This window comes from Dactylosporangium sp. NPDC051484 (genome assembly GCF_040689395.1).
Lineage (GTDB): Bacteria > Actinomycetota > Actinomycetes > Mycobacteriales > Micromonosporaceae > Dactylosporangium.
This window is the reverse complement of the sequence record NZ_JBFAZX010000013.1, coordinates 167,848-187,700: the sequence shown is the minus strand read 5'-3', so window position 1 is coordinate 187,700 and position 19,853 is coordinate 167,848. Positions and strand designations below refer to the sequence as shown.

Below are 19,853 nucleotides of genomic sequence, written 5' to 3'. Positions count from 1 at the left end.
GTTCTCCCCGCAGCGCCCGGGCCGGACATAGCGGTCCCAGACGTCGCCGGGGGCGCGCGGACTCTCGACGTCGAACGTGCGCCGCAGCGCTGGCCGGTCGAATGTCACCCACCCATCGTGGAAGGGGCGGGTGTCATCGGAACAACAGGCGGTCCATGCCGTCCACGAGCCAGTCGGCGTAGTCGGTCAGCGACCATCCCCGGCCGAGCAGAAACGCGTCCGCCGTCTGCAGGCTGAGGGCCGCCCAGTAGATGTCCGTGGCCCGCTCGACCGTCAGCCCGGGCCGCAGCAGGTGCGAGCAGGACTCGATGATGATCCGCGCGTCGGTGTGGCGGCGGCGCTCGTACTCCTCCCACGCCGCGGCGATCTCGGGATCACCGGGCGCCGCGTCGCGGAACGAGCGAAGGATCGGCCCGGCGATCGGCAGCCAGTCCACCGTGATCCCGCGCAGCAGAAGGAGCTTCTCATCCTTGGCGTGCGCGTTCAGCATCTGCTGGAACCGGTCCCGCGCGAGCAGCGGCACGGCGTCGTCGTCGCCGGCGATGCTCCGGTCGACCGCGGCAAGCAGCAGCGCGGCCTTGCCGCCGTGCGCGAAGACGGTCTGCGCCGAGACACCCGCGTGCGCCGCGATGGCTTTCATGGTCGTCTCGGCGTATCCGAGCCGGGTGAAGCACTCCGCGGCGGCGGCGATCACGGCGCTTCGGGTCCGCTCGGCCTGCTGTGCACGGATTTTCGAGTTATATGTCCGCTTTCGCTCGACCACTTATTGACTTTATCAGAGGTAAATTCATAGTACCTTGACTCAAGTGAAAGGAGAGATCATGACAGCCACGATCCGCCCGGACGGTGCCCTCGACGTCGAGCAGCTCGTCCTTCCTGGTCAGACGGCCGCACCCGCTGGCCCTGTCGACCCCGCGGGCATGTATCTGATGCACCACGCGTTCCGGCGCGACCTCGCCCTCTTCACCGCGGCCACGGCCGCCACCCCGGCCGGGGACCAGGCGTGCTGGAAACGGCTCCAGCGCCGGTGGGCGCTGTTCTCAGGCGCGCTGCACAAGCACCACCACGGTGAGGACTCCGGGCTCTGGCCGCTGCTGCTGGAGCGCACCGCCGGTGGCGAGGACGCCGCCATACTGCGCGCGATGGCCGCCGAGCACGAGCACATCGATCCACTGCTGCAGGCCTGCGACGCCGGGTTCGCCGGACTGGCCGCCGGGACTGCCAGCACCGCCGCCGCGCGCGGGTTGCTCGCCGGTCACGTCACCGAACTGCGCGACCGGATCGAGGCCCACCTCGCCCACGAGGAGCGGGACGCGATGGCGCTCGTCCAGGCCCACCTCACCCAGCACGACTGGGAGCGGCTCGACAAGGAACACTTCGCGCCGCAGTACAGCCCTCGCGACGTCCCCGCGGTGCTCGCCTGGGTGATGCACGGCCTCCCGCCGCACGCCGTGCGGCGGATCCCCGGCGGTCCCGCCCTGCGCGCCATCGGCGGGCTCCTCGTCCGGCGGTTCGCCCGCGCCGAGCGCCGCACCTTCCGCTACGCCGCACCGGCGGCCGGCGCATGAACACCGACACCCGCGCCACCCGCCGGGACCGCCTGCTCACCTGGATGAGCAGGAACGCGACCCGGATACACATCGCCCTGTTTCGCCGCAGCAACGGCCGCTTCGGGCACCGCTTCCGCGGCGGTGACGTGTTGCTGCTGACGGCCCGCGGCCGGCGCTCGGGCCAGCTGTTCACCGTGCCGATGCTGTACCTGCGCGACGGCACCGACTACATCGTGGCCGCCTCCAACGGCGGCATCGACCGGGAACCGCAGTGGTGGCTGAACCTGCTCGCCGACCCGAACGCCGTGGTCGAGACCCGCGGCGAGCGGGTCAGGGTGACCGCGTCGGAGGTGCAGGGCGAGCAGCGCAGCGCCCTGTGGGCGCGGCTCGTCGCATCCCTCGACGCGTACGAGGGCTATCAGGCCAAGGTGCGCCGCCGGATCGCCGTCGTCCGGCTGCGCCCAGCTCGCCACGCTGAGCACGACCGCACCGCACGCGGCCAGGAGCCCGCCGGATAACATCGACACTGCGCGATGCCATGGGAGCCGACCGGCGCAGTATCACAGTGGTTGCTACGCGGGAGTGCAACACTAACGCTCCACATCGGACACTCGTCCACAGTGGAGGTCGACCGTGCACCCAATGGGTCCTCGACCATCTCGACGCGATCAGACAATACGATTGTCCGACCCATTTATGTTTCTCTATGCTATCCCGACGTGATCCACAACGGACGGGGGATGCGCATGCGACTGCATCGATCAACGATCGTACTGATGTTCGCGGCCGCGGCGGCGCTGACCGCGGCATGCGGGTCGGAAACGGAGCCGGATTCCGAGGCCAGGGCCGGGTCGGCCGCCTCGGCCAGCAGCGGGGCGCCGTCGGCGACCGGCGGCGGCGCGCCGTCCGGCTCGCCCGGCGGCGGGAGGGCCAGCACCGAGGAAGTGTGCAAGGCGGTCCTCGCCATCTTCGAGAACGAGAAGCTGGAGGTGCTCAACGTCGCCTTCGAGCTGATGACGGCCGAGAAGGACAACGACCAGGCCGCGATGGCCAAGGCCAGGGAGCACGCCGACGCACTCAACGCCCGCCTCGCCAAGGCCGTCAACGCCGAGACCGAGAAGGCCGCCGACCCGAAGCTGAGGGCGGCGATCGACGGGTTCGTCGCGGTCGTCGCGAAGCTGCTCACCTCGCAGGCCGTCCTTGACGACCCGGACATCGAGAAGAAGCTCGACGAGGCCGCCAACGAGGCCGCGGCGTACTGCCCCGCACTCAAGAACTGATCGACGGGAACGCCCCGGCCAACCTTCCGACGAAGCTGGCCGGGGCGTTCAAGCTGTTGCTGGCCACCGCCATCGATGAGCGGCATCCCGGCCGGCAGCCCCTATCGTCTGCTGCCGGCCTGACGGCCCGGCCTCACTTCAGGTGCCGGGCGAAGAACCGGTTCCCGTCGTCCCCCTCGAACTGCGGTACGCCGGTGTGCCCGCCCATATTGGCGTGCAGCGTCTTCTCCTTGGAGCCGAAGGCGTCGAACAGGTCCAGGGCCAGCTGCCGATCGTTTCCTTCGTCGTCCCACTGCAGCAGGACCTGCAATGGAATGGTGACCTGCCGGGCCTCCTCGAACATGGTGCGGGGCACGAAACTCCCGGCGAACAGAAGGGCGGCCGAGATGCGCGGCTCGACCACCGCCAGCCGGATGCCGATGGCGATCACCCCTCCCGCGTACCCGACCGGGCCGCCGATCTCGGGCAGCAAAAGGAGGGCGTCCAGGGCGGCCCGCCATTCCGGGACCGCCTTTTCGACCAGCGGGAGGACGAGCCGGTCGACGATCTCGTCGTCGACCGGCTCACCGGCCTCCAGCGCCCGGCGCAGGTCGGCGCGGGCCTCGTCGGCGGCAGCGGAACGGGGCCGGTCACCGCTCCCGGGGAGCTCGATGGTGGCCGAGGCGAAGCCCTCCGCCGCGCAGTGCCGGGCCCGGGCCAGCAGTCGGGGGTACATCTTGTGCAGTCCGCCGGGGTGGCCGGCCAGGATCAGCGGGGCCGGTGCGGATGCGGATGCGGGCGTCCACAGGATGCCGGGGATGTCGCCGAGGGTGAATTCGCGCTCGAGGACACCGTCGTCGAGGCGCTGTTCGGAAGTGAATCGCACGGTCGTGCCTTTCGGGAGTGCTCGTGAACGGCGCTCCCGGACGACCTACCGCCCGACCGTGACCCCGAAGGGGAGCACCCATGTCGACACGTTCACGGGTACCACCTCCTCGTTCTCTGGCACGGCCTCCGGAAAGCTAGCAGTGGTCGCCGTGGTCCGCCAACGGGTTTTTACCGAGGCTCCGGGGCCGCCGCGAAGGCGGGCACACTCAGCCCGCGGCCCCGCTCGGTCCAGAGCCGCGCGGGCGACGAGCGCTGAGCGGGGGTGTAGACGGGACCGCGCCGGGTAGTTCGCGCGGGCCGTCGGAGCGGACAACTCAGGGTGACCGAGGAGAACGACGATGGTGCTCACCGAGGACGAGGCACTCGAGCTACTCACCTATCTTGTCACCGCCGCCCGAACCCAGCTCGACGAGGCCGCGGAGTACGGTCCCCTTCGGCTGCTGACCGCCGCGCAGCGGCTTGCCGGCTACGTGGCGCCTCGGGTGTCACCCGAGACGCGCTCGCTGCTGGAGGGCTCGATCCAGCACGTGCCTCAGACGGCGACGCGTTCGGCCGACCCGGACGGATACGCGGCCGCGCTGGACACCTTGTGCCGCGTCTTCGCGGAGCATCTCGTCGCGAGATACGGCATCGATCGGGGTGCCCAGTGAGCCATGACGCGCTCGAAGTCATCAGGACGCGCCGGACCGTGCGCGCGATGACGAGCGAGCCGGTTCCGCGCGAGCAGTTGGAGCGGATCCTGGACGCCGCCGCGCATGCCCCAAGCGCGGGCAACCGGCGCCTGCAGCGTTTCGTCGTGATCGATGATGCCGCGACGCTGCGCGTGCTGCGCATGGTCTCGCCCGGCATGCTCCAACGCCCGGCGGCGGCCGTCGTCATCTGCGTCGACGTGGCACGCGCCGTGGAGTACGGCTTCTCGGCGACGAGCAGCGGTCTCTTCATCGATGTCGGCACCGCCGCGCAGACGATGCTGCTGGCCGCCCACGCGCTCGGCCTCGGGTCTGGACCGGTCACCTCATTCAGCAAAGCGGCCGTCAGCGCAGTCCTCAACCTGCCCGAGCGGTGGAGCCCCGAAATGATCGTATGTCTCGGCCACGCCGCCGCGACGCAACCATCTCCGGTGGGTCCGCATCGGCGGCGCACCTGGCGCGATCTCACCCACTGGGGCCGCCTGGACAGCAATGCGAACCCAGCGGCCGGCTCGTGAGCTGTGAATCCGGGTCAGTTGCCGCCGATACCGGTGTCCATGACCTTCGCGGACGCCTTCACCTGGGCACGCTTGGTCTGCTTGCCGCCGATCGTCGTGATCGTGTAGGTGTGCGTCTCGACGCTGCCAACCGGGCCGCCGCAGGAGAACGTGAACGTCTCGGTGCCGGTGGCCGCATAGTTGCCGTAGCTGCCGGGCAGCTCCGGGTTGTCCACCGACAGCCCCACGCCGGTCGCACCGGTGACCTTCCACTTGATGATCACCGGTACCGCCTCGGCGCGGTACACGGCCGTGCCTTCGGGGCACTTGGGCTGCTGCACGATCTTGAACTCGACGATCTTGGTCGCGCCGCTCGGCTTGCTGTTCTTGGTCGGGCTCGGCTTCAGCGACGAGGTCGCACCGGCCGGCACCATCGACGGTGATTCGGACGGGTCGGAGGAGCAGCCGGTGGTACCCAACGCGGTGAGCGCGATCGCGGCGGCGGCCATCGAAAGGCGGACGGTCCGGCGGTTCATGGTGTACCTCCCGGCAGCAGGCGTTTGGTTGACGCACCTGACGTTAGGGGCACCCCGACCCGGACTGATCCTGGATTCGTGCCACACCTGGCAGCTGCGGCCACCCCCGGCATCCGCTGTGCCGCTGACTGCGATCGCAGCTGGCCTGCACGCCCCGCTACCAGATCGGCCCTGGTTAGGCCAAGGAGGCGACGGGTAGACGCGCGTACAGGTTCAGCGTCCAGTGGCCGGGCAAAGGGAGCGAGCATGCGCGCGGTACAGGTGGCAAAGCCCGGAGCCGATTTCGAGCTGATCGATCGGCCGGTCCCACAGCCCGGGCACTGGCAGGTCCTGGTGCGCACCGCGGCCTGCGGCGTCTGCCACAGCGACGCCATGACCAAAGACGGCATGGCCAGCACCTATCCCCGCACGCCCGGGCACGAGGTGGCGGGCACGGTCGAGGCAGTCGGCGACGGCGTGACGCAGTGGCAGGTCGGCCAGCGTGTCGGGATCGGGTGGTTCGGCGGCGCCTGCTTCACCTGTACGCCCTGCCGAGAAGGTGACTTCATCTCGTGCCGCGCCGCGCGGGTCACCGGTCTATCGGCCGACGGCGGCTATGCCGAGTACGTCCTCGCTCCGGCCGACGCCCTCGCGGCCATCCCGGACGAGCTGTCCGACGTCGAGGCCGCGCCACTGATGTGCGCCGGGGTCACCTGCTTCAACGGGCTTCGCGGCAGCGGCGCTCGCGCCGGCGACCTGGTCGCCGTCGTCGGGCTGGGTGGGCTCGGCCATCTCGGCGTGCAGTTCGCCAACAGAATGGGCTTCGACGTGGTGGCCATCGCCCGCGGCGAGGAGAAGGGCGAGTTCGCCCGGCAGCTCGGCGCGCACCACTACCTCGACAGCACGGCTGTTGACGTCGCCGCCGAACTGGCACGGCTGGGCGGCGCCCGCACCGTGCTTTCCACGGTCACCAGCTCCGCGGCCACAACGGCGACCGTGGGCGGCCTGCGCCCACGCGGGCGACTGGTCGTGATCGGTGTGCCGACCGAGCCCCTGCAGGTGTTCGCGCCCGACCTCATCCTCGCCAGCAGGCTGGTGGCCGGCCACGCGTCCGGCACCGGCATGGACAGCGAGGACACGTTGCGCTTCGCCGCCTTGACAGGTGTGCGGCCGATGGTGGAGACGATGCCCATGGCGGAAGCGAACCGTGGCTACGCGAAGATGATGGCCGGACAGGCACGCTTCCGGATCGTGCTCACCGCTCAGTGACCGCCCCAGCGCCGGCGCTTCTGCGCATCTATTTCAAGTGGCTTTCGCCCCGCCAATGACTGCGTAGGCCGAATACCTCTTCCTCTAACGCCGCCTCGTCGCCAGGCGCAAACCATTCGACATCGTACTCCTCAATCAGCCGCCGCATTTGTGCGTCCCCGCGCGTTGAGAAGTCGTCATATCGTGTTTCGCGTCCAGGGATCACGGATGCCAGGTACACGATCCAGAAGTCTTCCAACTCTGCCGTGAACAGAGCGAACCACCCCCGGTATTCTCCCGCTCGACATCGGCCCAGCTTTCCATCATCGGGCCAGGTGGCGTGAGTTATTTCCATGGACGCCATTTCTTCCTTTCCCGGTCGCGCCTGAGCGCGGAATACCTTCGGCCTTGACGATCTTATTCGCGCCTGGCTGACCCTTGTGCCTGTTCCGGGACGATTCGGCCTCGGCGGCAGCTGTCGGCTGGACGACAAATAGTCGCCTGCAACCTCAGGGTGCGGTCCCGCGTGTTTGTCGTCGAACGGCCGGGGATCGCCGGTCGCCGATGGGAAGGAAGGGCAGTGTGGTCACCTTGCTTGACGGGGGCAGCCTTGGAAGCCTGTCCGACAGTGGACCGCCGCTCGGTGTTGCGTTCGAGGATTTCTACGCGGCGCACTTCCGGCCGCTGACCATCCAACTGTTCGCGTACACGGGCGACATGGCCACGGCGCAGGACATGGTGCAGGAAGCGTTCTGCCGGGCGCTGGCGCAGTGGAAGCGCGTCGCGGCCATGGAGTATCCGGCCGCGTGGGTGCGACGGGTCGCCTGGAATCTGGCCACCAGCAGGTGGCGGCGGACCCTGGCCGCCGCGCGGTTCCTTCGGGGGCATCGCGAGGAGCACATAGCAGCGCCCAGCCCGGACCGAGTGGCGCTGGCGCAGGCCCTGAGCACACTGCCGGCGCAGCAACGCCGCGCGGTGATCCTGCACTATCTCGCCGATCTGCCGATCAGCGACATCGCGCGTCAGGAGGGTGTGGCCGAAGGGACGGTCAAATCCTGGCTGCACCGGGGGCGTACCGCTTTGGCAACCCAACTCACCGACAAGGAGAACGACCGTGGCTGATTTCGACGACCGGTTCCTCGCCAGCGCGTTCGCGGAGTTCCGTAACGAAGTCGAACCTCACGTCAAGCCCGCCGGTACCGCCGCGGCCCACGACACTGTGCACCGCCGGCACCGAGTGCGGATGATCACCGCGACCGCACTCGCCGCACTGGCGGTGGCCGTGCCGGTGGCCGCGTATGCGGCGGTGACCGGCGACCCGCACGGCCCACCGGCCGTGACCGGCAACTCGCCCAGCGACCCGCCCAGCCCCACGTTCAGCGACCCGGCGCCGCCCGGGCCGAGCGTGGCGCCGTCAAATGTCGTGTCCGCGGCACCGGACGGCCGGATCAGCAAGGCGGACCTGCGCAACGCGACGCTGAACATCCCGGCGTGGCCCAAGGGCTTCGACGAGATCTGCCCGACCGGCAAGGTGAAGTTCAGCGCTGGCAAGGCAGGGACCAACGGCCTGGAGGCGCTGCAGGGCGACCCCGTGTACGTGGACGTCGACCACGACGGGGCGCAGGAGACGGTCATCCTCGTCTCCTGCAGCCCGCAGGGCAGCGACTACCAGGTTGTCGCCCTCGACCGGGACACGACCGGCAAGATCGTCACCCTCGGCAAGGTCGTCGGCTCCGCCGGCAACACCGGCACGGAGCGCTTGGACATCATGACGATCTGGGCGATCGCGGCCGGCGACAACGGCCAGGTCCGGGTCGACGTGGGCGAGTACCGGCCCTGCTGCTCAATGGCGCAGGCGTCCCAGCACCAGTGGCGCACGTACGGCTGGAACGGCAACCGGTTCACCCAGACCGGCGGGCCGACCACGTTCCTGCCTAACTCGAACATCACCGACCTGGTTATCACCGCCGACCGGCCCACCATGACCAAGCAGAGCGACGGCTCGTGGACGGGCACCCTGCGGGTGACCATCCACAACACGGCCAAGTTCGCCACACCGGGCAAAATGCGGTTCTCGATCAGGCTCGACAACGGCTGGGGTGCACAGCTGGGCACAGAGTGCCGCGACGTCATCAACGACGACCCGCTGGGATGCACACTGCCTAGCCTCGCCGCGGGCGCGAACCGGGTCCTCACCATCCAGCTCACCGCGGGCTCGGCGTTTGCCAGCCTGGCAAACAGCCGGTGCGACGTGTACACCGGCGCGGTCGACGCCAACGGTGCCGACTATCCGGACCGAAACTGGAGCGACAACGCGGCGACAGTACAGGTAATCGAGGGCTGAGCCCGGACCGGCGGCCCGCCCACGGATCCCGGTCCGTGGCGGGCCGCCGCTGTTCGGGCTCATCTCGCGCACTTCCCCGCGGCCAACCCTTGGACACCGACGTGTGCGCAGGTCGGGTACCGTCGGCTGGAAACTTTGGATCGACGGGGGCCTAAGGTGAACAGACGCGCACTGTTTCGAGGTGGTCTGCTCGTGACCGCCGGCGCCGCCATCGGGGCGGCCGCGGTCACGATCCCCCGCGTCTGGCCGCAGGCCCACCTCCCGTTCGACGGCGGATACGCGCCGGCTGCCGACCGGGTTGACTACGACGTCAAAGGGCACGTCGCGGTCACCTGGCACGTGGAGACGTCCGAACCGGTGGTGGCGTTCACCTTCGACGACGGGCCGGGTCCGAAGTGGACCTCCGAGGTGCTGGACGTGCTCGATCACCACCAGGTACCGGCGACGTTCTTCCTCGTCGGGCAGAACGTGACGGCCCACGGCGACCTGCTGCGCGGCCGGCTGGACCGGCATGAAGTCGGCAACCACACGTGGTCGCACCCCGACCTGGCGAGATTGGACGCGCCGACCATCAACAACCAGTTGGCCCGGGCACACGACACCATTCGAGCGGTGACGGGACGTGAGCCGAAGCTCTTCCGCCCGCCGTATGGGCACATCGGCGGGTCCACGCTCATGGCGGCCAACAAGGCCGGTTACAGCCTGGTGCTGTGGTCGAAGAAGATGAACGAGGACCTGTACGTCAAGAACCCGCCCGGGCAGGCGCAGGACATCGTCGAGAACGCCCGTCCCGGTCAGATCATCCTGGCCCACGATGTCGGCTCCGCCAACCGGTATGTCGCGCTCAGCCAACTCGGCGCGATGTTCACCGGGCTGCGCCAGCGCGGCTTCCGGTTCGTCACCGTGTCCGAGCTCATGGCGATCGGCCGGCCGGCCTCCAGCAAGGGCTGATCAGGAAATTCTCGATATGCCCGGAACCCGTTGCCCGGAGCCGCTACGACCGCGGATGATGATCCGGTGACCGAGCGCTGGGAGACTGTCGAGGCCATCGCCGCCGCGCGTGACCGGTTCGAGGCCGCCATTCCTGGTTGGCGACCTCCCGCGGCGTTCGGCATCGCCCGTGACGGCGCCGACGGGCCGTCGTTCGCGCGGGTCGGTAGCGCGGAGAACCGGCTCCCGGCGGCGGTGCTCGCCACGGTCTGCGAACACGTCGGCGGATCGGGGTCGTATCGCCTCGGCCGCGACGACCTGGAGCGGGTCATCGGGCTGCTGGCCCCGGCACAGGCGTGCACCGACGTCGAGCACCCGAACCTGGTGGCTTGGCAGCGGTTGTACGCCGACCTGGCGCCTGGCGAGCACGTGGTGGCCGTGTTCGCCGCCGATCTCACGGACGCGGCCGGCGACCGGTATGTGGCGGCACTGCAGGCGGCCGCATTGGCCGGGTGAGTCGTCACCGGCCACACCCGCATCGAGTCAGGCCCGCTCATCGACAGACTGTCGACAACAGGCTTGATCATTGCCGCGACGCGCCAACACAATGCCGCTCGTGGAATCGGACGAGATGCGGCCCAGCCGACGGCGCTGGTGGAACGACGTGCCGGATTGCGGCTGCGACGGCTTCGACGGTTGTGACGGCTGCGACGGCTGCGATTGCAACCCGTTCATGCTGAGTTCGTTGCTGCTCGGTGCGCTGGCGATCACGACGCCGACGAGAAGACCACGGCGCGACGCCAGCCTGCCGGGCCGCGCCGGCATGGCGGCCATCCGCGGCTATCAGCGCTGGCTGTCGACGCACCTGCCGACGCGCTGCCGGCAGGTTCCGACATGCAGCAACTACGGGCTGGAAGCGGTACGGCGATACGGGCTGGTCGTCGGCTCCCGCCTCACCGCCGCCCGCATCCGCCGCTGCAACCCGTCGACGCCGCAGGGCACCCACGACCCGGTCCCGTAGCCGGCCGCGGCGACGATGCGCCTTGATCACGGAGCGCTCGTGTACCAGGGGGTACATGAGCACTCCGTGATCAAGGCGTCCGTCGGCGGGTGGAGCGAAGGACCTCAGCGGTCCTGGGCGCGAAGGCCCGCATGCCCCCGGGCGGCAGTTGCATGCCGCTGGCCACGTACGCCGCCATCTGCTCCTGGTAGGCCGCGAAGGCCGCCTCCGCCCGGCCCGCGGCGGCTAGTTCGCCGGCCAGCACGTACGCCCCGACCAGGCTCATGCTGGTGCCGAGACCGGCCAGCGGCGACCCGCAGTAGCCGGCGTCGCCGAGCAGCACACCCGCCCGCGCGACCAGCGATCGACGCGCACCTGACAGATCGAGTCGAAGTAGAAATCCGGGGCGTCCGGCATGGTGGCGAGCAGGGCGGGCACCCGCCAGCCGGCGCCGGCCATCCGCTCGGCGAGGACCCGCTGCTGCTCCACACGCCCGAGGCGGTGGTACTGGTCCGCGGCGGTGAAGCTCAGGCTGGCCTTGGCCGTCCCGCCGCGCTCCGGCCGCCGGAGGCGTTGTACATGAGGAACCAGTGGCCGAGGTCGCCCGGGTTGGGCACGGTGAAGCACGCCCCGTAGCCGCCGAGGTGGTGGACGAAGTCCCGCTCTTCGACTTCGACCTGGACAAGCTGTTCGAGTTCGGCCTGGCCCGGCTGCTGGACGGGATCGGCCTCTTCGTCCGGGCACACGCCGAGTAGCTCGGCTGTCCGCGTCCGGCCCGCCGCGGCGGAGCTTCGGTGGCCACCGACTTCACCTTGCGTACCAGTGGTCCGCCCACTGGCAAGGGCGGACTATAGGGGTATGGCCGTCCAACTGAATCACACCATCGTGTCGGTCCGCGACAAGCAGGAGTCGGCGGAGTTCTTCGCCGAGATTCTGGGGCTCGACAAGCCGGCACCCTTCGGCCGGTTCTTGACCTTGCAGGTCGACAACGACGTCTCCCTCGACTTCGCCGACGATCTCGGACCGGTCCACCCGCAGCACTACGCGTTTCTGGTCAGCGAGAGCGAGTTCGACGTGGTCTTCGGTCGAATCCGCGCCCGCGGCCTGTCGTACTGGGCCGATCCGGCCCGGCACCGGCCGGGCGAGATCAACACCCGCGACGGCGGTCGAGGCGTCTACTGGGAGGACCCTAGCGGGCACTACCTCGAGATCCTCACGCGTCCGTACGGCAGCGGAAACTGAACGCCGACGCCGACCCCAAGCCCGGGACTGGCCGAGGTACAGTGACCCACGGTCACGTCCACGAGGGCACCGCCCCCGGTGCCGGGCGGGGCTGCCGCCCAATCGCCGCACCGTGGCGAGCCGGGGACCCACGGTAACGTTGGGGTGAATCCGCCCTTCCTCGGAAGGGTGGTAGGGGTCGTTCCGTCCCGAACCCGTCAGCTAACTCGGTCGGCGGCCGACGGAAGGAACGACGAACCAGATGTCACCGCGACATCCATACCGGCGCACGTTCATCGCGCTGCTGGCGGCAATCGTGCTCGGGGGGCTCGCCGCCACGCCCGCCGCGGCCGAGCCCGGCGGCGACACCGGCGACGAGGGCTCCAGCGCCAACCCGACGCTCAACTCCGTCCTCGAGAGCACGAGCCGCAAGTGGTCCGAGGCCAATGATCTGCTGAACGCCTCGGTCAAGCATCAGGGTGAGCTCGCCGCACAACTGCAGGCGACCGAGGCGCGGCTGGCGGTGATTCAGGATCAGGTGGCCGCGATCGCCGCGGCGGCATACCGCACCGGCCCCCTCACCACGTTCGCCGCGCTGATGGACGCGAAGACCCCGGACAGCTTCGCCGAGCGGGCCGGCTCCATCAACGAGATCGCACACCACAACAACAACCTGCTGCACCAGGCCAAGCAGCTGCGGGACGACCAGGCCGCGCAGAAGAAGGCGCTCGATGGCGAGATCGCCACGCAGCAGGAGCAGAAGCGCATCATCGAGCAGCAGAAGAAGGACGCGGAGAAAGCGCTCGCGCAGGCCGGTGGGCCGAGCAGGGGCTTCGTCACCGCCAACCTGCCGCTCGCCAACCCGGTGCCGCGTAACGCCAACGGGTCGCTGCCCAAGGAGTCGTGCAGCGTCAAGGACCCCACGACCAGCGGCTGCCTCACTCCGCGCACGCTGCACGCGATGCAGGAGGCGCAGAAGGACGGCTTCAAGCGGTTCGTGTCCTGCTACCGCCCGAGCGGGCCGTATGAGCACCCGAAGGGCCGCGCCTGCGACTTCTCGGTGCAGACCAAACCCGGCTTCGGCGGGGTGGCCACCGGCGACGACTACACCTACGGCACCACCCTGGCGACGTACTTCGTGAAGAACGCCGACCGCCTCGGCGTCATGTACGTCATCTGGTTCAAGCAGGTGTGGACGCCGACGGTCGGGTGGCACCACTACTCGGGCGTCGCCGGAGACCCCTCCAGCGACCATACGAACCACGTACACCTCTCGATCCTGTGATCCTCACGTTCGCGGGCGGCCGGTCGGCAGGGCAACCGTCGACCGGCCGTTTCCGCGAGGTGACAGGTCCATCCGGCGCGGCTCAGAGGATCTCCGTGTCCCGCAGAAGTCGCCACAGGCCGGCGCCGTCGGGGGCGCCCAGCCAACGCCGATCGTTGAGCGGGACCCGCTTGGAGCCGCCGGCCACCCCCGGGAACGCGCCGGCCAGCACCGCCTGGGTCGGCGAGAGGTGCCGGATCGCCACAGCGGCCACGCTGTCGGGGTGCTCGGCGGCGAACTCGGCGTAGATCTCCGGATCGTGCTGCCCGTCGTCGCCGACCAGCAGCCAGCGAATGTCCGGGAACTCCTCGGCGAGGCGGGCCAGCGACGCTCGCTTGTGCGCCTGGCCGCTGCGGAAGAACCGGTCCGGCTGCGGGCCCCAGTCGGTCAGCAGCAGCGGCCCGGCTGGATACAGGTGCCGGGAGAGGAACCGGGTCAGCGTCGCGGCCACGTTCCAGGCGCCGGTCGACAGGTAGAAGACCGGCGCGCCCGGGTTGGCGTTGACCAGCCGCTCGTACAGCACCGCCATGCCCGGCACCGAGGCGCGGGCGTGCTCGTCGAGCACGAACGTGTTCCACGCGGCGAGCAGCGGGCGCGGCAGCGTGGTGACCATGACTGTGTCGTCGACGTCGGAGATGATGCCGAAGCGGGTGCCGGGGTCGATCATCCGGATCGGCGCCTCGACGGCGGCGCTGTCCTCGCTCTGCAGCGTGACGGACGCCCAGCCGGGCGCGAGGTCGGCCTCGACGACGACGTCGATGAACCCGCCGCGGTCGCAGCGCACCTCACAGGTCCGGCCGCCGGCCTCGATGCGCACCGGGGCGTCACCGACCGACACCGCGGTGAACGAGCGCCAGCCGCGCAGCTTCTTGAGCCGCTTGGCCGGCTTGGGGTCGATCCGGGCCAGCAGCACGCGGCCTAGCACCCGGACCCACCCGGGGCGCTCGGCGGTGGCGCAGGCGCCGTAGCCCGTGTAGGCGGTGACCGCGACCTTCCATCCGCGCCGGCGCAGCCGCCGCTCGAGGACGTTGTGGATCGCGTCCTCGATGCGGGCCGCGCGGTGCAGCGGCAAGGGCTCGCTGCTCGGCGTGTTCGGGATCAGCGCCACGGCCCAACCCTGTCACAGCCCGCCAGGGACCGCACCCCGCTCCGTCATCAACCCTGGGTGACCACCGCGTGACGGTGACATGAAACCGTCGCGCCAGGCGACGCGGCGGCCGCGCACGACTACTCGTTGAGCACCCAGCGCACCTCGTGCGCCTCGGTCGGGTCGGGCAGCTCCCAGCGCCCGGCCAGCCGGTCGATCACCGCGGCCGGCACCCGGCGGGAGCGCGCCCGGTTGCGCCGGTGCACCACGTCCGGCGGCGCCTCCACGCTCACCACCTCGACCCGCGCGCCGTAGCCGGCGGCCAGCCCGATGCACCGCGAGCGCAGCGCCCGGGTCACGTTCGTCGCGTTCCAGACGTACGGCGTGGCCGCGCGCAGGTGCTCGCGGGCGCGCGCGTACGCCGCCGCGATCACCGGGCCCTGGTCGCCCGCCGGCCGCACGCCGAGCTCGTCGCGCAGGTCATCGAGGCCGACCACCGGCACCCCGGGCCGGTTGGCCGCGATCCAGTGGTCCTTGCCCGAGCCCGGCAGCCCGGACATCACGGTCACCGTGCAGCGCGTGTCGTCGAACGCCGCGTAGCCGGGGTCTCGACCCGGGGTACGGAAATATTCGAACCGCGCATGGTCCGAGGCGAAGGCGCGCGGTCCGTCGAGGCAGCCGATTTCCCGGGTGTACTCCATGAAGAGCGCGACCTCGTCGAGCAGCGCCCCGGCGCCGGATCCGCCCCGCGCGAGGACGTCGGCGCTCGCCAGCAACGCGAGGTCGTCGTTGCGGGCCAGCAGGCTGACCCGGAACGCGACGCGGTCGAGGTCCGGGCGCTCCAGCGCGCCGAACGGCAGCCCTCGGTGGCGCACGAGCGCACACACGTGCTCGCGCCAGGCGATCGGCACGCCCATCTCCCACAGCCGCCGCCGGGCTGCGAGCTCACCGCGCCGGGCCGAGCCAGGGTCGCTGCCGCCCACGAGCAGGGCGGCGGCGAACAGCCTCGCCCGCTCGGCCGGCGGGCGGCCCCGCCAGTGGTCCAGCCCGGCGAGGGCCGCCACGGTCCGGCTGGCGTGCGCGTCCGCCTCCGGATCGAGCTCACGCAGCTCGTCCCAGCGCACGACCCAGGACGGCGGCGCCGGGCAGAGCCGCACGAACGCGTTCACGCCCGGACCCGATTGGCCACGATCGGCCGGTCCTGCCAGTGGCTGCCGGAGTCGAGGATCGCCGTGTGGAAGCTGGGCCGGACCCACTTGTAGCGGCCGAGCACCGCGTCCTCGTCCTCGAGCTTGAGGTACAGGCCCTCCATGTCCTCGGACATGTCGGTCTCGCGCACGACCTGGTCGGGGTCGGCGCCGCCGGCGACCGCCGCCTCCCGCAAGGCCTCCCGCCAGCCGCCGGTACGGCAGGTCGACGGGCCGACGAGCCTGGTGAGCGCGGCGAGGTCGGCGAAAGAGCCCTCGTGCAGCACCGGCACGGACGCGATACCCAGGCCGGCCAGCAGCTCGCGGCGGCGCGGCGTGGACAGGAACACCCCGGATCGGCGGTCGTACACGTCGAACTCGCAGAAGTGATGCGCCAGCGCGTCGTAGAAGACCGTGTGCTTGGCGTAGAGCCATTCGCCGTACACGATGAATCGGTCTCGCAGCACCGGCCACAGCTGATGACGCACCCCGGCCGCCCACGCCTTGAACGGGGCGAACTGCTTCTCCCGCGGGCCGCCGGTCAGGTAATGGCCGCGCGACTGCAGCAGCAGCCCGCCGTCGGCATCGAAGCTGATGGCGGCGTTGGCCCCGTCGAGCTTCTCCTCCACGACCAGGAGACGGCCGGCCAGCTCGGCGAAGGCGACCTGCGCCAGGTCGTGGTCCCCCGGCTGCAGTCTCGAACCCTGCAGATGGGGCGTCCGGGGGTACTTGCGCAGCATCACACCGTTGTACCGGAGTCGATTCGACGCGCGACACGGGTTTTCTGGGGTGAGGGAAAGGGTTTTACGGCTTCCGCGCGGCCCCCCTGACCGAAAGCATCTGCGTGACATTGGTTGGCCCGAATCACTTGTCCGGACATTCTCATCCGGGCAAATTTGGGAGGGTTGTCGTGAGAAACAGGACCGTGAAGGGGCTGGCCCTCTTCACCGCCGCGGCCACGCTCGCGGCCGTCGCGCCGGCCTCGGGCGCCCTCGCCGCGCCCGGGAGGGATGGCTACAGTCCCGCCCCGATCCCGTGGGGCCAGTGCGCGAGCCCCGGCCTGCAGCGCCGCGGCGGCGAGTGCGGCCTGCTCACCGTGCCCCTGGACTACAGCAAGCCCAACGGGCAGAAGATCCAGATCGCGGTCTCGCGCATCAAGCACAAGGTCGCCGACAAGGACTACCAGGGCGTCATGCTGGTCAACCCGGGCGGCCCCGGCGGGTCCGGGCTGACGCTGCCGGTCCTGGGCGGGTACGTGCCCAACGGCGCGGGCGCCGCCTACGACTGGATCGGCTTCGACCCGCGCGGCGTCGGCTCCAGCGTGCCGGCATTGCACTGCGACGACGACTACTTCAACGGCCCGCGGCCCGAGTACATCCCGTGGAACAAGAGCATCGAGAACACCTGGCTGAACCGGTCCAAGAACTACGCCAAGGACTGCGGCAAGGCCGGCGGCGCGCTGCTCGACCACATGAGCACCGTCGACTCGGTCAACGACATGGAGTCGATCCGCAAGGCGCTGGGCGCGAAGCAGATCAACTACTACGGCTTCTCATACGGCACCTATCTCGGCCAGGTCTACGGCACCCTGCACCCGGACAACGTGCGCCGCATGGTGCTCGACGGCAACGTCGACGTGCGCAAGGTGTGGTACGAGGCGAACCTCGACCAGGACGTGAACTTCGAGCGCAACGAGAAGATCTGGTTCGGCTGGCTGGCCAAGTACGACAGCGTCTACCACCTCGGGACCACCGCGCAGCAGGTCGAGGCGCGCTGGTACAGCGAGCTGAACAAGCTGCGCGGCAACCCCGCCGGCGGCGTGGTCGGCGCGGACGAGTGGACCGACATCTTCCTCAACGCCGGCTACTACCAGTCGACGTGGCTCGACCTGGCCGACGCCTTCGCGGGCTGGGCCAACGACCGCGACACCGACGTGATCGTGGCCGCGTACGAGGACTACATCGGCCCCGGCGACGACAACGGCTTCGCGGTCTACAACGCGGTGCAGTGCACCGATGTGAAGTGGCCGCAGAGCTGGAACCAGTGGCAGCGCGACAACTGGCGGACGTTCCTCCAGGCGCCGTTCCTAACCTGGGACAACGCGTGGTACAACGCGCCTTGCCTCTACTGGCCCGGCAAGGCCCAGAAGCCGGTCAAGGTCGACGGCTCGAAGGTCAAGAGCGTTCTGTTCGTCGGCACCACCCTCGACGCGGCCACGCCGTTCGAGGGCAGCCTGCAGGCCCGCCGGCTCTTCCCGCACAGCAGCCTGCTCGCCGAGGTCGGCCAGACCACGCACGCGAACTCGCTCAACGGCAACGCGTGCATCGACGACACGATCGCGGACTACCTCGCCACGGGCAAGCTGCCGCAGCGCAGGTCGGGCGACCGGCCCGACAAGACCTGCGACCCCCTGCCGCAGCCGGACCCGACCGCGGCCTCGCTGTCGGCGAAGTCGCTGCGCGCGGACAGCCTCGTGCGGGAGCCGTTCTACCCGGTGCGCCACTGAGTACCGAAGCATCGACAACGAGGGGCGTGGCCGTGACGGCCGCGCCCCTCGCCTTTGCCGGCGTTAGTGCTGGACGATGAACTCGACCCGGCGGTTGATCGCGTTCGCCGCGTCGTCGGTGCCCTGGACCTTCGGCCGGCTCCCACCGAAGCCCGTCGAGCTCAGCCGGTCCGGCGCGATGCCCAGCGAGACCAGCGTGTCGAGCACCGTCTTGGCCCGCGCCGCGCTCAGCGCCTGGTTGTGCACGGCGGTGCCGGTCAGATCGGTGTGCCCCTCGATGCTGACCTTGATCGCCGGGTTGCCGTTGAGGATCGACGCGGCGTTCTCGACCACTGCCCGGCCCGTGGCGGTCAGCGTCGCGCTGTCGTTCTCGAACTCGACCGTCGGCAGCGCGACCAGCTGGGTCTGCACCTGCGCGGGCGCGGCCGCCTGCCCGACGACGAGCTCGTCGCGGACCGCCTGGCCCTTCGCGGCCGCCTTCGCCGCCGCCTCGGCCTTGTCCTTGACCTCCGGCGAGGCCACCGTCCCGGTCAGCGTGATCACGTGGTCGGTCAGGTCGACGACGCCGGCCTTGGTGTCCTTGCCGAGCGCCGCGAGGACGGCGCCGAGCCCGGCCAGGTCGGTGTCGTCGGCGGTGCGCTTGGCGTCGACGGTGAGGCCGTCCTGCACGTTCTCCGCGCCGAACACCTGCTTGGCCGCGCCGGCGAGCTCGGCACGGTCGCCGTCGGCCGGCACCGTGCCGGTGAGCGTGACCTTGCCGTTGTCGACCAGCAGCTTGACCGCGATCGGCTGGGGCGGGGCCGGCGGCTTCTCCACCTTCGGCGGCGCCTGCACGTCGACCACGCGGACGCCCTCGACGCCGAGCGTGACGTCGCGCGCCTTGCCGGCCTCGTCGGCCGATCCGACCTTCACCCGCCCGTCCCGCCCGGTGAAGCTCACCTCGGCGTCGATGCCGGCCTCGGACAACGCAACCTTCGTGCGGTCGGTGAGGTTGTCCTCGATCGAGTGCCGGTGCGGCGCCTCGAAGGAGAAGACCAGCGCCGTCAGCCCGACGACCGCGGCGCCGACCGGGATCAGCGGGTGCCGCTTCCGCACCTCCCAGCGCGCGCCGCCCGTGGAGGAGGTCCGGTTCGCGCCCGCCATCAGGCGCGCCCGACGTCGCGGCCGGCGACCAGGCGCCGGGTAAGGTCGGCGAAGCCTTCCTCGTCCCCGTCGGCGAGGTGCCGCGCCTGCCGGGCCCAGGTGAGCAGGCTCGGCGCGAACCGCAGGCCGGCGGCCTCGATCGCGGCCCGCAGGGTGTCGACGTCGGCGTCGGCCAGCTGCCCATACGTGCGGATGCCGGCCGCCACGAGCGCGGCGGACATCTTCGGCCCGATACCCTCGATACGCTTGAGGTTGTCCACGCGCCCCGCCTCCCCCGCCGGCGCCGCGGCCTGCGCCGGCACGACGACAGGCTCCGGCTCAGCCACAACCGCCTCCGCCTCCGGCTCGGACTCGACCGCAACAGGCTCAGGCTCGGACTCGACCGCAACAGGCTCAGGCTCGGACTCGACCGCAACAGGCTCAGGCTCGGACTCGACCGCAACAGGCTCAGGCTCGGACTCGACC

The 19,853-nt window shown here is 70.3% G+C and carries 24 protein-coding genes and 1 riboswitch; of the genes, 14 read left to right on the top strand and 10 right to left on the bottom strand.

What is annotated here, in order from left to right:
- Positions 1–133: 133 nt before the first annotated feature.
- The gene (locus AB0367_RS22680; RefSeq protein WP_366228353.1) at positions 134–763 is read right to left on the bottom strand and encodes a helix-turn-helix domain-containing protein; all 630 of its coding nucleotides are present in this window, start codon (positions 761–763) and stop codon (positions 134–136) included.
- A gap of 58 nt (positions 764–821) precedes the next feature.
- Here AB0367_RS22680 and AB0367_RS22675 point away from each other — a divergent pair, with 58 nt between their 5' ends.
- The 3 genes from AB0367_RS22675 (at position 822) to AB0367_RS22665 (ending at position 2,830) form a co-directional block, all read left to right on the top strand.
- A complete protein-coding gene (locus AB0367_RS22675; RefSeq protein WP_366228352.1) occupies positions 822–1,568 on the top strand; it encodes a hemerythrin domain-containing protein in 747 nt (248 codons plus the stop codon).
- A complete protein-coding gene (locus AB0367_RS22670; RefSeq protein ID WP_366228351.1) occupies positions 1,565–2,068 on the top strand; it encodes a nitroreductase/quinone reductase family protein in 504 nt (167 codons plus the stop codon). The genes AB0367_RS22675 and AB0367_RS22670 overlap by 4 nt, the downstream gene beginning before the upstream one ends.
- A 258-nt stretch (positions 2,069–2,326) precedes the next feature.
- Positions 2,327–2,830, top strand: a complete 504-nt coding sequence (locus AB0367_RS22665) for a hypothetical protein (protein ID WP_366228350.1) — start codon at positions 2,327–2,329, stop codon at positions 2,828–2,830.
- Between the two features lie 133 nt (positions 2,831–2,963).
- On the opposite strand, the gene AB0367_RS22660 is transcribed toward AB0367_RS22665, so the two are convergent.
- Positions 2,964–3,695, bottom strand: a complete 732-nt coding sequence (locus AB0367_RS22660; RefSeq protein ID WP_366228349.1) for an alpha/beta hydrolase — start codon at positions 3,693–3,695, stop codon at positions 2,964–2,966.
- A gap of 340 nt (positions 3,696–4,035) precedes the next feature.
- Between AB0367_RS22660 and AB0367_RS22655 the strand changes: the two genes are divergently transcribed.
- Complete coding sequence (locus AB0367_RS22655; protein WP_366228348.1) at positions 4,036–4,347, top strand: DUF6092 family protein; 312 nt, start codon at positions 4,036–4,038, stop codon at positions 4,345–4,347.
- Positions 4,344–4,904 (top strand): nitroreductase family protein, encoded by a 561-nt coding sequence (locus AB0367_RS22650; RefSeq protein ID WP_366228347.1) that lies wholly within the window; start codon positions 4,344–4,346, stop codon positions 4,902–4,904. The genes AB0367_RS22655 and AB0367_RS22650 overlap by 4 nt, the downstream gene beginning before the upstream one ends.
- A 14-nt stretch (positions 4,905–4,918) precedes the next feature.
- Here AB0367_RS22650 and AB0367_RS22645 read toward each other — a convergent pair whose 3' ends face one another.
- The gene (locus AB0367_RS22645) at positions 4,919–5,419 is read right to left on the bottom strand and encodes a hypothetical protein (protein WP_366228346.1); all 501 of its coding nucleotides are present in this window, start codon (positions 5,417–5,419) and stop codon (positions 4,919–4,921) included.
- A gap of 246 nt (positions 5,420–5,665) precedes the next feature.
- On the opposite strand from AB0367_RS22645, the gene AB0367_RS22640 reads away from it, so the two are divergent.
- The 6 genes from AB0367_RS22640 (at position 5,666) to yidD (ending at position 10,941) form a co-directional block, all read left to right on the top strand.
- Positions 5,666–6,667, top strand: coding sequence for an alcohol dehydrogenase catalytic domain-containing protein (locus AB0367_RS22640; protein WP_366228345.1), 1,002 nt, complete (start codon positions 5,666–5,668; stop codon positions 6,665–6,667).
- 543 nt (positions 6,668–7,210) lie between these two features.
- Positions 7,211–7,768 carry a SigE family RNA polymerase sigma factor gene (locus AB0367_RS22635; protein ID WP_366228344.1) on the top strand — a complete coding sequence of 186 codons (558 nt, stop codon included), beginning with the start codon at positions 7,211–7,213 and terminating at the stop codon, positions 7,766–7,768.
- Positions 7,761–8,990, top strand: coding sequence for a hypothetical protein (locus AB0367_RS22630; protein WP_366228343.1), 1,230 nt, complete (start codon positions 7,761–7,763; stop codon positions 8,988–8,990). Before AB0367_RS22635 ends, AB0367_RS22630 begins: the two co-directional genes overlap by 8 nt.
- A 192-nt stretch (positions 8,991–9,182) precedes the next feature.
- Entirely contained in the window at positions 9,183–9,941 is a 759-nt protein-coding gene (locus tag AB0367_RS22625) for a polysaccharide deacetylase family protein (RefSeq protein ID WP_366228341.1), read from the top strand.
- A gap of 66 nt (positions 9,942–10,007) precedes the next feature.
- Positions 10,008–10,436 carry a hypothetical protein gene (locus AB0367_RS22620; RefSeq protein WP_366228340.1) on the top strand — a complete coding sequence of 143 codons (429 nt, stop codon included), beginning with the start codon at positions 10,008–10,010 and terminating at the stop codon, positions 10,434–10,436.
- A 100-nt stretch (positions 10,437–10,536) separates the two neighbouring features.
- Positions 10,537–10,941, top strand: coding sequence for a membrane protein insertion efficiency factor YidD (gene yidD, locus AB0367_RS22615; RefSeq protein ID WP_366228339.1), 405 nt, complete (start codon positions 10,537–10,539; stop codon positions 10,939–10,941).
- Positions 10,942–11,011: 70 nt separating this feature from the next.
- On the opposite strand, the gene AB0367_RS22610 is transcribed toward yidD, so the two are convergent.
- Entirely contained in the window at positions 11,012–11,206 is a 195-nt protein-coding gene (locus AB0367_RS22610; RefSeq protein ID WP_366228338.1) for a hypothetical protein, read from the bottom strand.
- On the bottom strand, positions 11,203–11,409 hold the full coding sequence (locus AB0367_RS22605) for a hypothetical protein (RefSeq protein WP_366228337.1): 207 nt from the start codon (positions 11,407–11,409) through the stop codon (positions 11,203–11,205). The genes AB0367_RS22610 and AB0367_RS22605 overlap by 4 nt, the downstream gene beginning before the upstream one ends.
- A gap of 369 nt (positions 11,410–11,778) precedes the next feature.
- Here AB0367_RS22605 and AB0367_RS22600 point away from each other — a divergent pair, with 369 nt between their 5' ends.
- Together AB0367_RS22600 and AB0367_RS22595 are read left to right on the top strand one after the other, a co-directional pair.
- Positions 11,779–12,162, top strand: a complete 384-nt coding sequence (locus tag AB0367_RS22600; RefSeq protein WP_366228336.1) for a VOC family protein — start codon at positions 11,779–11,781, stop codon at positions 12,160–12,162.
- An 85-nt stretch (positions 12,163–12,247) separates the two neighbouring features.
- Positions 12,248–12,394: riboswitch (cyclic di-AMP (ydaO/yuaA leader) on the top strand.
- 9 nt (positions 12,395–12,403) lie between these two features.
- A complete protein-coding gene (locus AB0367_RS22595; RefSeq protein ID WP_366228335.1) occupies positions 12,404–13,426 on the top strand; it encodes a hypothetical protein in 1,023 nt (340 codons plus the stop codon).
- Between the two features lie 82 nt (positions 13,427–13,508).
- Here AB0367_RS22595 and AB0367_RS22590 read toward each other — a convergent pair whose 3' ends face one another.
- The 3 genes from AB0367_RS22590 to AB0367_RS22580 all read right to left on the bottom strand — a co-directional run bounded on the left by AB0367_RS22590 (position 13,509) and on the right by AB0367_RS22580 (position 16,479).
- Complete coding sequence (locus AB0367_RS22590) at positions 13,509–14,573, bottom strand: phosphatase domain-containing protein (protein WP_366228334.1); 1,065 nt, start codon at positions 14,571–14,573, stop codon at positions 13,509–13,511.
- 119 nt (positions 14,574–14,692) lie between these two features.
- Positions 14,693–15,721: an AAA family ATPase gene (locus AB0367_RS22585; RefSeq protein WP_366228333.1), complete on the bottom strand. Its 1,029-nt coding sequence runs from the start codon at positions 15,719–15,721 to the stop codon at positions 14,693–14,695.
- Positions 15,718–16,479 carry an RNA ligase family protein gene (locus tag AB0367_RS22580; RefSeq protein WP_366228332.1) on the bottom strand — a complete coding sequence of 254 codons (762 nt, stop codon included), beginning with the start codon at positions 16,477–16,479 and terminating at the stop codon, positions 15,718–15,720. The genes AB0367_RS22585 and AB0367_RS22580 overlap by 4 nt, the downstream gene beginning before the upstream one ends.
- Before the next feature lie 170 nt (positions 16,480–16,649).
- On the opposite strand from AB0367_RS22580, the gene AB0367_RS22575 reads away from it, so the two are divergent.
- The gene (locus AB0367_RS22575) at positions 16,650–18,245 is read left to right on the top strand and encodes an alpha/beta hydrolase (protein ID WP_366228331.1); all 1,596 of its coding nucleotides are present in this window, start codon (positions 16,650–16,652) and stop codon (positions 18,243–18,245) included.
- Between the two features lie 63 nt (positions 18,246–18,308).
- On the opposite strand, the gene AB0367_RS22570 is transcribed toward AB0367_RS22575, so the two are convergent.
- Both AB0367_RS22570 and AB0367_RS22565 read right to left on the bottom strand, forming a co-directional pair.
- A complete protein-coding gene (locus AB0367_RS22570) occupies positions 18,309–19,388 on the bottom strand; it encodes an OmpA family protein (RefSeq protein WP_366228330.1) in 1,080 nt (359 codons plus the stop codon).
- Positions 19,388–19,853: helix-hairpin-helix domain-containing protein (locus AB0367_RS22565; RefSeq protein WP_366228329.1), on the bottom strand; the 466-nt coding region annotated here is incomplete at its 5' end. The genes AB0367_RS22570 and AB0367_RS22565, both read right to left, overlap by 1 nt.

What these genes read in the sequence shown, in the direction of transcription:
- AB0367_RS22675 (WP_366228352.1), top strand. Translation starts at nt 822, where the DNA reads ATGACAGCCACGATCCGCCCGGACGGTGCCCTCGACGTCGAGCAGCTC.
- AB0367_RS22670 (WP_366228351.1), top strand. Translation starts at nt 1,565, where the DNA reads ATGAACACCGACACCCGCGCCACCCGCCGGGACCGCCTGCTCACCTGG.
- AB0367_RS22665 (WP_366228350.1), top strand. Translation starts at nt 2,327, where the DNA reads ATGTTCGCGGCCGCGGCGGCGCTGACCGCGGCATGCGGGTCGGAAACG.
- AB0367_RS22655 (WP_366228348.1), top strand. Translation starts at nt 4,036, where the DNA reads ATGGTGCTCACCGAGGACGAGGCACTCGAGCTACTCACCTATCTTGTC.
- AB0367_RS22645 (WP_366228346.1), bottom strand. Translation starts at nt 5,419, where the DNA reads ATGAACCGCCGGACCGTCCGCCTTTCGATGGCCGCCGCCGCGATCGCG.
- AB0367_RS22640 (WP_366228345.1), top strand. Translation starts at nt 5,666, where the DNA reads ATGCGCGCGGTACAGGTGGCAAAGCCCGGAGCCGATTTCGAGCTGATC.
- AB0367_RS22635 (WP_366228344.1), top strand. Translation starts at nt 7,211, where the DNA reads ATGGGAAGGAAGGGCAGTGTGGTCACCTTGCTTGACGGGGGCAGCCTT.
- AB0367_RS22610 (WP_366228338.1), bottom strand. Translation starts at nt 11,206, where the DNA reads ATGAGCCTGGTCGGGGCGTACGTGCTGGCCGGCGAACTAGCCGCCGCG.
- AB0367_RS22600 (WP_366228336.1), top strand. Translation starts at nt 11,779, where the DNA reads ATGGCCGTCCAACTGAATCACACCATCGTGTCGGTCCGCGACAAGCAG.
- AB0367_RS22595 (WP_366228335.1), top strand. Translation starts at nt 12,404, where the DNA reads ATGTCACCGCGACATCCATACCGGCGCACGTTCATCGCGCTGCTGGCG.
- AB0367_RS22580 (WP_366228332.1), bottom strand. Translation starts at nt 16,479, where the DNA reads ATGCTGCGCAAGTACCCCCGGACGCCCCATCTGCAGGGTTCGAGACTG.
- AB0367_RS22570 (WP_366228330.1), bottom strand. Translation starts at nt 19,388, where the DNA reads ATGGCGGGCGCGAACCGGACCTCCTCCACGGGCGGCGCGCGCTGGGAG.